The sequence below is a fragment of the Cupriavidus basilensis genome (genome assembly GCF_029335485.1).
GTDB lineage: Bacteria > Pseudomonadota > Gammaproteobacteria > Burkholderiales > Burkholderiaceae > Cupriavidus > Cupriavidus basilensis_E.
The window spans coordinates 1-10,338 of record NZ_JARJLM010000525.1 but is presented as its reverse complement, the minus strand read 5'-3'; the positions used below and the strand labels follow the sequence as shown (position 1 = coordinate 10,338).

At 61.0% G+C, this 10,338-nt stretch carries 8 protein-coding genes and 4 pseudogenes; 2 read left to right on the top strand and 10 right to left on the bottom strand.

The genetic code is table 11. The features are described from left to right. Positions 1-344: 344 nt before the first annotated feature. The 5 genes and pseudogenes from P3W85_RS32290 to P3W85_RS32270 all read right to left on the bottom strand — a co-directional run bounded on the left by P3W85_RS32290 (position 345) and on the right by P3W85_RS32270 (position 4,188). Positions 345-1,337, bottom strand: coding sequence for a FecR family protein (locus P3W85_RS32290; RefSeq protein ID WP_276267750.1), 993 nt, complete (start codon positions 1,335-1,337; stop codon positions 345-347). Between the two features lie 110 nt (positions 1,338-1,447). After that, positions 1,448-1,963 carry an RNA polymerase sigma factor gene (locus P3W85_RS32285; protein ID WP_276267749.1) on the bottom strand — a complete coding sequence of 172 codons (516 nt, stop codon included), beginning with the start codon at positions 1,961-1,963 and terminating at the stop codon, positions 1,448-1,450. Continuing rightward, positions 1,960-2,718 carry a TonB family protein gene (locus P3W85_RS32280; protein ID WP_276267748.1) on the bottom strand — a complete coding sequence of 253 codons (759 nt, stop codon included), beginning with the start codon at positions 2,716-2,718 and terminating at the stop codon, positions 1,960-1,962. The genes P3W85_RS32285 and P3W85_RS32280 overlap by 4 nt, the downstream gene beginning before the upstream one ends. Before the next feature lie 949 nt (positions 2,719-3,667). Next, positions 3,668-3,927 (bottom strand): annotated as a pseudogene (locus tag P3W85_RS32275) (H-NS family nucleoid-associated regulatory protein). A gap of 51 nt (positions 3,928-3,978) precedes the next feature. Next, complete coding sequence (locus P3W85_RS32270; RefSeq protein WP_276267762.1) at positions 3,979-4,188, bottom strand: hypothetical protein; 210 nt, start codon at positions 4,186-4,188, stop codon at positions 3,979-3,981. On the opposite strand from P3W85_RS32270, the pseudogene P3W85_RS32265 reads away from it, so the two are divergent. Then, a pseudogene (locus tag P3W85_RS32265) lies at positions 4,129-4,406 on the top strand (DUF3363 domain-containing protein); the annotation flags it as partial. The gene P3W85_RS32270 and the pseudogene P3W85_RS32265 sit on opposite strands and share 60 nt — an antisense overlap. Before the next feature lie 22 nt (positions 4,407-4,428). On the opposite strand, the gene P3W85_RS32260 reads toward P3W85_RS32265, so the two are convergent. The 4 genes and pseudogenes from P3W85_RS32260 to P3W85_RS32245 form a co-directional block, all read right to left on the bottom strand. Then, positions 4,429-4,581: a hypothetical protein gene (locus P3W85_RS32260; RefSeq protein WP_276267747.1), complete on the bottom strand. Its 153-nt coding sequence runs from the start codon at positions 4,579-4,581 to the stop codon at positions 4,429-4,431. Between the two features lie 215 nt (positions 4,582-4,796). Then, positions 4,797-5,073, bottom strand: a pseudogene (locus tag P3W85_RS32255) (PIN domain-containing protein); the annotation flags it as partial. A 7-nt stretch (positions 5,074-5,080) separates the two neighbouring features. After that, positions 5,081-5,542, bottom strand: coding sequence for an excisionase family DNA-binding protein (locus P3W85_RS32250; protein WP_276267746.1), 462 nt, complete (start codon positions 5,540-5,542; stop codon positions 5,081-5,083). Between the two features lie 2,014 nt (positions 5,543-7,556). Further along, the gene (locus P3W85_RS32245; RefSeq protein ID WP_276267745.1) at positions 7,557-7,880 is read right to left on the bottom strand and encodes an H-NS histone family protein; all 324 of its coding nucleotides are present in this window, start codon (positions 7,878-7,880) and stop codon (positions 7,557-7,559) included. A gap of 317 nt (positions 7,881-8,197) precedes the next feature. On the opposite strand from P3W85_RS32245, the pseudogene P3W85_RS32240 reads away from it, so the two are divergent. Then, positions 8,198-8,434: pseudogene (locus tag P3W85_RS32240) on the top strand (transposase); the annotation flags it as partial. A gap of 333 nt (positions 8,435-8,767) precedes the next feature. Here P3W85_RS32240 and P3W85_RS32235 read toward each other — a convergent pair. Continuing rightward, a complete protein-coding gene (locus tag P3W85_RS32235; protein ID WP_276267744.1) occupies positions 8,768-9,880 on the bottom strand; it encodes a PDDEXK nuclease domain-containing protein in 1,113 nt (370 codons plus the stop codon). Positions 9,881-10,338: the final 458 nt, after the last annotated feature.

Sequence of the window (10,338 nt, the reverse complement as noted above, 5' to 3'; positions counted from 1 at the left end):
GAACTCGCGGCCCTCTTGCGTGCGATACCTTGGTTTCGCTGTTTCGCCTCTGTGCCCGCGTGTGCTCATGTGAAATCCCCGCCCGATTGTTGAGTCGATGCCATTCCGCTGCCCACCGAGATGGCCAGCCACGTTCATGGAGTTCTTCGCACTGCGGCAAGGGAATGCCGACCGTGTTCAGAAAATCCGGTCCGCTAAGACGAACAGCCCCCCCCAAAACCCTCAACTATTTTTTTAGCCCACTGTTCGTGCGGCTCCCCGGACTTTGGCGTGCGAGCCAGACGGGCGTGCAGGAGTGGACAACGCGATTACACGTCATCCATTTGTCATCAGAAACGGAAAATTCAGCTCAGAACGAGCAGCCCGCCAGGCAGCAATCGCGCGTTCAGATCAAAGGTGTTCTCAAGCTGCGACAGCGCGGCATCCAGCGACGCGAGAAGAAAGCGTCCAGTCACCCGGTTGTCACGCGCGGCATCGTTCATCAGCACCACGCGCCCGGCTCGGTAGCGGTCAATCTCGGCGAGTACATCGACCAACCGCACCTGGTTGAATACCAGCTCGCCACGACGCCAGGCCGACACATCCGCCGGTTCGACATTGGCGATGCCGCTGACAGACGCCGCGTCATACACCGTCTGCTGCCGGGCCCGCAGCGCCCGAACGCCCGCGGGATGCTCCACCCGCATCGCTCCCTCGATACAAGTCGCGCGCACCTTCCCATGCAGATGCCGGACCTCGAAGCTTCCCGCCTCGGCCACACAACGACCGACTCCGGCGACGACACCAAAATCCTCACCACCGGCCTGCAGATCGATGGCGACTTCACCCGTGATCAGGTCGATGCCACTGGTCTGCGCACTCGCGGTCTGGCGGCGGATGCTGGTCTGGGTGTTGAGCATCACCTTGGCCCGTTGGGCCAGTGCGAGCGTGCGTTGCTCGCCGACGGCGGTGCGGTCATCCGCGCCCCATTCGCCCGGCGACAGCCAGCGGCCGCCTGACGGATGCATCACCGCGATGCCGGCCACGGCGGCGGCGCTCACGGCGGCCCCCAGGAAGACTCGGCGGCCGTAGTATGGCCCCCGCAGTGCGCGTTCATGGTCGGCGGCCGCCTTCGGGCGAGTACGCAGGTATTCGCCCGTCGCAGGCTTCATCACCGCCCAGCGGTGCTTCACGTCGTTGAAAGCCACCTTGTGCGCGGCGCTGGTGTTGAGCCACCGTCTGAAAGCCTCGGCATCGGCCGCCGTGACGTCCGCTGACGCGAGCAGCCGCAGCCAGACGCGCGCCTGCCTGTGCAGTTCGTCGGTCGAAACGGTGCAATCGTTGGCGCGTGTCTTCATTGCGTCACACCAGGCAGCATGCTGGCCCGCATACGCGGGGTGCCTACGGGGCTGGACGAAGAGAGATTGAACCTTTCACACGCAAAGACGAATGACATCACGCAAAACCCTCAACTATTTTTTTTGTTGTGCATCTGCGCATCCAGATAGTCGTGGGCGCGCTTCAGTTCGTTCTCGACGATGCGCAGGGACACGCCGAGCCGTGCGGCCACTTCTTTCTGCTGAAGGCCCTCCCAGCGCACCAGCATCAGGATCTGGCGGCGACGCTCCGGCATGCGATCGATGAACCTGAGGGCCTCTTCCACCTCAGAGCGCAGTTCAGCCGTCTGCGCTGGGCCCGGCGCTGAGTCGGACAACGCCATTAGGGACTCGATTTCGTCGAAGGGCAGCGACCGGCTTTGCCGACGCCGCACGTCCAGCGCGATATTGACGGCCACTCGCACCAAGTAGCTTCCCGGACTTTGGACCGGTCCCGCATTGTCCTTGCTCTGCAGGCGCAACCAGGTGTCGTGAAGTGCATCGCCGGCAAGATCTCCGTTGCCCAGCAGCCGCGTCACGCGCTGCTTGAGGCTGCCATAGTGCCGGGCCAGATACTCCGACAGGATCGGGCGTGTGTCTTCGGTCATGAGCGCGGCACGCCACCGATGTTGTCGCAGCGCTGGGCTGCGTTGTCCGGATGCTGTGGATCGCGCGGCAGGAGAACCATTGTCAGCGGCTGCGCCATGTCCGGCGGCGGCGAGCGGTCCACGCGCACACGCTGCAAGGTGTCCAGTACGGCGGCATCGCGGCGGGCGCTGCCCGTAGACGTGAGCAGGCGCGACTGATGAACGCGGCCTGAAGCATCGACCTCGAAGCGCAGCAACACGCGGTAGTCGCCCGGCACAGTGCGAGCGTCAGCGCAAAAGGCTTCCCAAATACGAGCCTGGACCCAGCCGCCGTAGTCAGTGTTCAAGCCGTCCATACTTGAGCGGGCAGCGTCTGCGTGAGAGCTGATTGGCCGCAAGACGAAGGCTTCGGCCGGGCCGCTCCTTCCCTTTTGCGCCGCCACCCCTGTCCCTTCGAGCAGGAGGTGCAGGGCAGCTTCCGGGGTATAGCGACCGCGAACGGCGGTCGAACGCCGTCCTGCCACCATTGCGCTGCTGAACAAGGCCGGGCGGCTGGAAACAACGGCGTAGCGCTGGAGAGCGGTGCCCAGCGACGCGGCCGGGATATCAAAATCGAGCGTTTGGTCGGCGGCGACGGACGGCAAAACGACCACCTTCACGTCGCCGGACGCGAAAACATCATCGACGTCTGCGGCCCCGCGCGCGGGTGCCGCAAGCCCGTACAACACCCACAGCGCCGCGCTGCGGCGGCTCAACCTGGCGGCGTACGGGTGCACCTTGGCCGATCCCCGCGCCCCGCATCGCCGCGAACGCCGTCACGGCCGCAGCGGTGCCGCAGAAAACATGATATGGAGTCGAGTCGCGTCGGCAAGGGATACGCACCATTCTGAGAATGCTCATAGTGGCACTGGAATGTGACGATATTGTTACGTGACAGATGCCCATTAAGCGTGCCGATGCCTCCGCGTTGCGCCTATGAGAGTGCGCTTCCTCGGCTGCGGTGTTTCAACTACACCCAGATGTCGTGCAGCGCATCGCGGGCGAACTCGACCGTACCCAGGCGCCATGTGGCGCTTCAGGTTATCGTCGCGTTGCCGGCAACAAGGTCACGCCACCACCGGCGAGTCCCCAGGCCTCGGCCGAGACTCTGCACACGGTCTCCGTTCCGAATTCGAGAGCCAGACTGAAGCGGCCATCAGCAGCCCCCAACCCCATCGTTAGCCTAGCTCGTTCGATCTTGCCGGCCCCGCTGACATAGAGAACATACTTGCCGTCCTCCTGGATCCCCTTGGCCTGTTGAAGCGCGCCTGATGCCATTTGCTGCCGCCACCGCAGAACGTGAATACCGTGTTTTGATCGTCGTAGCCCCCGAACTCCCCTGCCAACTGGCCTTGTTCGATAACGCCCATGACGACTTGTTCCTGGATGCCCGGCGTGGGCAGCACACCGATGATACGGATCGGGCGCTTTCTCTTGCTACTTACAGAGGGGCGTTCTAGATCTCTCACTCACGTTCACTCCAGCAGCGCTGGCATCTACCCAAAGTTGAGACGTAGGTGCGCGGTCCCCTCCCCACGCATGCATCCGCCAGGCTCCGCTCGCTGGCGCGCGCCTGGAAGTGGCGCTGGATCTGCGGGCACGGCGTGGTGTCGCCAGCCCCGCCTGCGCACCCGGGCGAGCAGCCTTGTTCCACAGCGCCCTCTTGGCTCGGCGGTTCGCGTAGCGTCACCCCACCCGGAAATGCTCCGCCGACTGCCCCGCATTGACGGCCCGCTGCAGCCAGGCTGGCATCGCGCCTGCCCGTCCCATTTCTGCCCTTCGGCGTTGCGGTAGGTGCGCGCCGGATCCGGAGCCGACGGCGGTGGCGGTGGCGCCACGACGGCAAAGCAGCCGGCTACCAGAAGGTCGGCCGAGGTCAGGCCGTGCCTGGCCATCTGCTCACGGATCCACACCGTGGCTGCGGCGCGCTCGATCTCAAGAGACATAGGTATCAGGTTTTGGGAGTCGGAAAGGTGCAATGATTTGGGGGTAGGCGATCAGTCGCCCCTGCCGGCATCCCACACCGCCTGCATCGCCTCCATGCGCCGCGCCGCCTCGGTGGTCACGTAACGGGTGGTGGTATCGAGCGAGGCGTGGCCCGCGTTCTGCGCATCCAGTGGGGAGTTGGCGGCCCAAGGTACGCAGCGCGTGGGCGCGAGCTGGCGAGGGCTGCGCAGGACATTGCCACCGAAACCGGCCTGGAGCATCGGCCCGTCACCGACGGGCAGCACGTGGCCGGTATCTATCGGCGCAGTGTAATTCTCGCCAGCGGGCGCTACGCGATGTTGGACGACGGCCTGGGCTTCAGCTTGGGCAGTGGCGTGCAGTGATTGAACTGCGACAGGGACAGCGATTTGCAGTGCCGGTCTATGGCGGACGAGCATCTTGGGAACTGCGCCCCTCTCGAGGGCAAGGAATCGCCTGAAAGAGCTAAGACCCAGCTTGGGTTACAGCTTGCCTGCCAACTCAATGACAACTTCGCGTATCCAGCGTTGTCCGCTGTGACCATGGTTGCGCTCGTGCCACAGCATGCTCACGGCGAAGCCCGGCACGGGGAAAGGACATTCAACCACCTTGAGCGCCTCGCTGTGATCGTGCACCAGCCGTTCCGGCACCAGGGCGACAAAGTCAGAGTGGACGACGATTTCAGGTACGAATAGGAATGAGGCTGCGGAAAGCTAGTTCTCGTTCACCCCCTTGAGCTGGCGGTCGAACTTCTCGTTCTCTGCTTCCAGCTTGCGCACGCGCTCAGACCGCATCGCGGCCTCCGCCGCCATGATGGTGTTTTCCAGCCGAGCCTCATCCAGCAGCGCTGGTTCTTGAGCGATGCACGGTGTTCTGCCACTGCGGCGAGAACTTTGCCTGTGTTCAGGTCAAGGAGATCCACGCTGAAAATCGTCTGGGTGGATCGCTTCGATGTCGAACTTGTCGAGCGCCGCCTTCGGGAAGTCTTTCATGTTGAACGTGACGATCGCTTCGGCCCCGCTATGGATGGCGGCAGCGACCACATGCCGGTCATCTGGATCGGGCAAAACGACGGACGCAATCAGATGCTCGTACCCGGCGACCAGCGACTCACGGACATTCTGATCGCCATGCTCAATAGCCCATGTCAAGCTCTTGTGCCTGAGCGGAAAGCTCGTCCAACGCCTTGCGTCGCGCTTCATCGGTGCGTTGTCTATAACTAACGACGTCCTGATAGAGCACGCGTCGATGCGTGTTCACCTTCCGGAACGGGATTTCCCCCTTTTCCAGCAGTTGAACCAGATACGGCCGCGAAACGTTGAGCAGGTTTGCGGCTTCTTGTGTGGTCAACTCGGCATGGATTGGGATGATCGAAACAGCGTTCCCTTTCCCGATTTCGGCCAGCATTTCGACCAGAAGCTTCAGCGCCGAGGTCGGCAGGGTGACGCTGCGCCTCGCTCCCTTGTCAGTCTTGAAGTCAAATTGCTGCGTTTCAGAACGGTTGTCCAGGACCACCGCAAGACTATGGCTGGACTCACGGGCAATAGCGCTCTCATCTGCCGAAGGCAGCGCCGTGTTGCTGATGGTCACATTCATGAAATTCTCTGGCTGAGTCTGAGTACGGGAGCATTGTGATTCGAAATAATCGAAATCGCAATATCCGAAATGGCGACCGCACTGAGGCGACAAATTCCTGGTGTGTAGTCCTTCCTATGATCGGCGTACCTCGGTGGTGAAAAATGCCGTATACGACACCCCTCCTCCAAGGTGATGGGGAATGGTGCGAATTTCACATATGAAAGTTACGAGTCAATACTCTCTGAAATACGCCTATTGCGGCATGCACAAGGGGTCGAATAGCGCGTAAGTAGTGGGCGGTCCTGGTTCGCAGCGAACTCAGAATTCCATACAACGGACGCGCGGCCGCTCGGCAGCATCCGCAGATTCTTTGGAGACATGCCGACTGGGCATCGCCTCGCAACTGATCTGCCTCGTTGCCGCGGGATCCTCTTCACCGCCGGCACAGCCAAGATACCTGCCGGAAGACATATGGTTCCTGAGTTGGCCCCTGCACGTCCTTGGGGCAGCGTGCCGACGGATTGATGCGATAGGGTCGTTGCATCGACCAACTGCTTGGAGCGACTCACCTGGCAGGTCGACAGCGCACGCAACTTGCCCTCGGCGGTCCGCAGGATCGCCGAGGGCTGGAAGGCCGCCATACGTTACGAGTGGGCGGTGCCTTAGCGGGCCCGCCCGACGGCTTTAAGAATCGAATGCCCGCGGTGTGTGATGCGAGGGAAGGCTTGGCCAGAGGGACTCTCCTCCAGCATGACGAGTTGGTGACACAGCAGGGAGTCGATATCCACGGGATCCAGGTCATGCGGATCCCGTTCCTCCCTGAGTAGGACCAATGTGGCGAATTCATGAGGGCTCAGCATCCTTGTCTCCGATGTTTTATACGCTCGGTCTGCTGGGGAGCTTCACTACCGTCGCCGCGCCGAGCCCTTGGCCTGTGCGGTTGAAACTGCGACCTCTTTGCAAGATCTTGACCCCGGGGCATCAATCCCGCACCGGGAGAATTCATTCAATACTGCCCGATACAAATGATCAAGGTGTGACATAAATTTTTTTAGACTGCGGCTATCTATCGCAAGGATCAACGTCCCCTTGCGCGCAGCGCCATGCATCGCCCTAGACGTCGGCCCAACCGCCCCCCGCGAACGCATATGCTGCGGTGCGCCACGCCCTTGAAAATGCGCCCCCCTGTAACCCATCTGCGCCAGATCGTGCCCGGGGGCCTTCTCCCGGGCGGAGCGTCCCGGAACACGTGTGCGTTCCGGGTCCAGACCGCAAAAGGGCATCGGAGTGCCATCGCGCCCTTCCGCTCGGCGTTCGGGCGGATGCCGAGAGAGTCTCAGATGTTTTCATACTGGCGACGTACTGGCGCCCTTTCAGATCAGCAGTCCAACCGCCAAGAGGCGTTTGTCTCTCGGATGCGTTGCGGCACTGCCCTCCTCCCGGGTTACGGGCAGACGTAGGCCGGTGGATACTGACTACGGGTGACTGAGGGTTACCCGATTTCTTCGTGGACGTTTGGCCCTCTGCCTGCCCGGCCGAGGGCTTCTTCTTTGTGGGCGTCTCTGCTGCGCTGGCTGCCTGCCGATGATAAAAAGCCTTTACAGGGCTGATACTACATGTCGCCCTTCGTTAATTGGATCTCCGGCCTCCTTGGTATCGATGCCCCTCTTCGAGGCCGTTGATCGCAAGGTGGCAAGCAGCGTAGTTTCATGATCACGAAACTAAAAACCTCCCAGGGACTGCATCTGTCGCGCCGACTCGATGGCCCCATGCGCGGAAGCTAAGTGTAAGCTTCCGGGTCGATCCAGCAAACGCTCGTGTTCGCGGAAGCAGCCCCATTAAACATCACCTGCTCATGCCAGGCGCCAGGCTCAGTCGAGAATGGGTACGCAGGTCTAGTTGGAGAACGTAGCTTCAGCCTTCCAGAGAAAAAACTGTGCCGCCTGCGCCCGACTGAAACTCGGGGCTCAAGCGGCGCGGCTATCTGCCAATAATTGCGGCAAAACGACGGTCGTTGGGCCGCCTAGCTCACTCATGCTTCCGGAATCAAAAACTTGTCGCGATTCTTACCGAGCCAAGCCGGCGCACGGCCACGGCCAGTCCACGTTGCACCCGTCTTGGGGTCTTGATACTTTGGCGGCAGGGATGTCTTGGGTTTTGCCGAAGCCTTAGCCACCGCGCCTGCTGCGGGACGGCCACGGCGACGCTTTGGGGCGATGTCGTCGGCAGTCAGCTCGTACTGCGCCATCAGGGCTTGAATCTGTTCGATAACGCCAGCAACTTCTTTTGCTCGCACTTCAACGAGCTGAGCCTCGAGTTTTTCCTTTTCGGCAAGCAGCTGTTTGTATGATGCCATTGTCTTCTCCATTTCTATGGTAACTCCAGCATCGTACATTATTTTGAATATTGCAACACGTTCAGAAACGGTATATCGACGTCAACACTAGTCAATGGATAATGTAGCCCGATTCCTCAATTCGCTCGGCTGCGTATCGATACCCGTGACGATAGAACACACGGAGATTTGAGTCGCCCAGTCGCGCGCAGTCACCGACACACCGAAGCAAACCGACACAGCGCCGCTACACGGCTCAAAGAGGCTGCACTGTGTGCAGTGGTTTAATTTCCTCGGACAGGTCGATAGGGTGACAATCCATATCGACGAGGAAACAGATGACAAGACAACGCCGACAATTTGATGCCAGCTTCAAGCTGGAAGTAGTACGGATGGTGAAAGACCAGGGTCTATCGGCGGGCGAGGTTTGCCGGACGATGGAGCTTGGAGAGACGGCAGTGCGGCGATGGCTGGCGCAGTACGATTCGGAACTGGCGGGCGGTGCAGGGGTTGGCAAGCCGCTAACAGCGGAGCAGCAGCGCATTCGGCAGTTGGAGGCTGAGAACCGGCAGTTGGGGTGATCGTGCTTTCGGTGCTGATTGACACGGTTTCAGCAAGTAAACCGTTCTGTATCAACGAGTTGTGCAAAGAGCTTTTCGTGGAAAGTCGTTGTGTGCAAATTATTGATTTCAAAGAGGATTTCGGGCACCGGCGTATCAGAAAGCACGATCACCCCTGACTTGGCAGCGCTGCGCCTCCCTGCTCTGCGCGCAAGCGGAAATCGCCAGGATGGCGAGGCGGCCGCCTGCCTGGGCCTCCGCTTCAACACCAACGCCGCACCAGGCTACCCTCCCGGATTTACACTCGAAGTACGAATGCCCTATATACGGAGATCCGTGACAGGTGGATCATGGCTCATCCGCCGCCAACGCACCGCCGGTGTCGTCGGCGCGATTGTCGAGCCGTGCCTTCGACAGGGCAACGGCCTCATGGAGCTTCTGCTCCAGCAGTTGCCGGGGCGGCAGTTCGGTCAAATATTCAGCGACATGAATGCCAGTCTGGTCCAGCTCTAACAACTCGATGTGCTCGCGCTTCTTGCCAGTGCAGAGGATGATGCCTAGCGGCGGCGCTTCCCCTGGCTCCTGCTCGTGCTTGGCGAGCCAGCGCAGGTAGAGTTCCATCTGTCCTTTGTCGGCGGCCTTGAACTCGCCCAGTTTCAGTTCGATCGCCACCAGGCGCTTGAGGCGGCGATTGTAGAACAGCAGGTCAATATAGAAATCGTCGTTGTCGATCTGCAGCCGCTTCTGGCGAGCAACAAAGGTGAAGCCTGCTCCCAGTTCCAACAGAAAATGCTCCAGCTCGCGCAGGATGGCGTCCTCGAGGTCCCGCTCCAGATAGCGATCCCGCAGGCCCAGGAAATCGAGGACATAGGGATCCTTGAGCACCAGGCCGGGGCTTAGTTCGCCGCGTTCACGCAGCGCTGTCAGCTCTTCGGCTAAAAGCTCATCCGACTTGCGGGACAACGCGGTGCGCTCAAACAGCATCGAGTCCAGGCGGTCCTGGAGGGTGCGGGTGCTCCAGCCCTCGTTGCGGCACATCTCAAGGTAGAACTCACGCTTGAGTGGGTCATCTATGTAAATCAGGCTGCGGAGGTGGGTCCAACTCAATTGTCTACTCAGTGCGTAGACAATGTCCTCGCTCGGAAAAGCCTCAGCGAAGCGCAGCATGTGCCGCAAATTCTTGACGCTGAAGCCACGACCGTGTTCCGCCTCCAACTGCCGCGCCAGCGAAACAACGATCTGCTCGCCGTATTCGGCGCGCTCGCCGCCCAGCACTTCCGAGCGGATACGCTGGCCGACCCGCCAGTACAGCATCGTCAATGTCGAGTTGACTGTGACGGCAAGCCCCGCACGGGCTTCGCTAATAAGGCGCCGGATGTCCCCGGCAAGCGCGTCGGCATTCACGGGCCCCTGTGGCACTAGTACCTCCGGGACTCGGGTTGTGACTCGTTTGCGCGTCATCGCAAACGGTCCACGGAGTTGTTGTGCAGATGGCCCACGCGCTGCATTCCTCGCCCCGCTTTGCGGCGGCCGTTCAATATGAAGTGCCTTCGATTCATTCTCTCATCTCTACAGCCGTTGATTTTGGCCAGGCTGCATCAGTCCGGCATCTCGAGCATCCCGGACCCGTCACGCTGTGGCTGAAAGATCCCGCACTTGCCTTGCTGAGGCCAAGCTGATCCTCCGTGCAAAGCCGGGGCCGCTTTCATCGGGTTACCGGCACTAGACAACCAACGTCATGGTTTCCCGCGGCAGATGCTGCGGTACCTGGGCCTCCGCAGCCCCTATTAGAACCTCGCGCGATTCTAGCAGTGCATGCTGCCGGCGAAGCTTCCGCCCTGGGGCCCTTCCGATTTCTAGCTCTGCGGCAGTGGTCAGCTATTGCTTCGTAGCGGTTACCCGGAAATGTCCCCCAATCC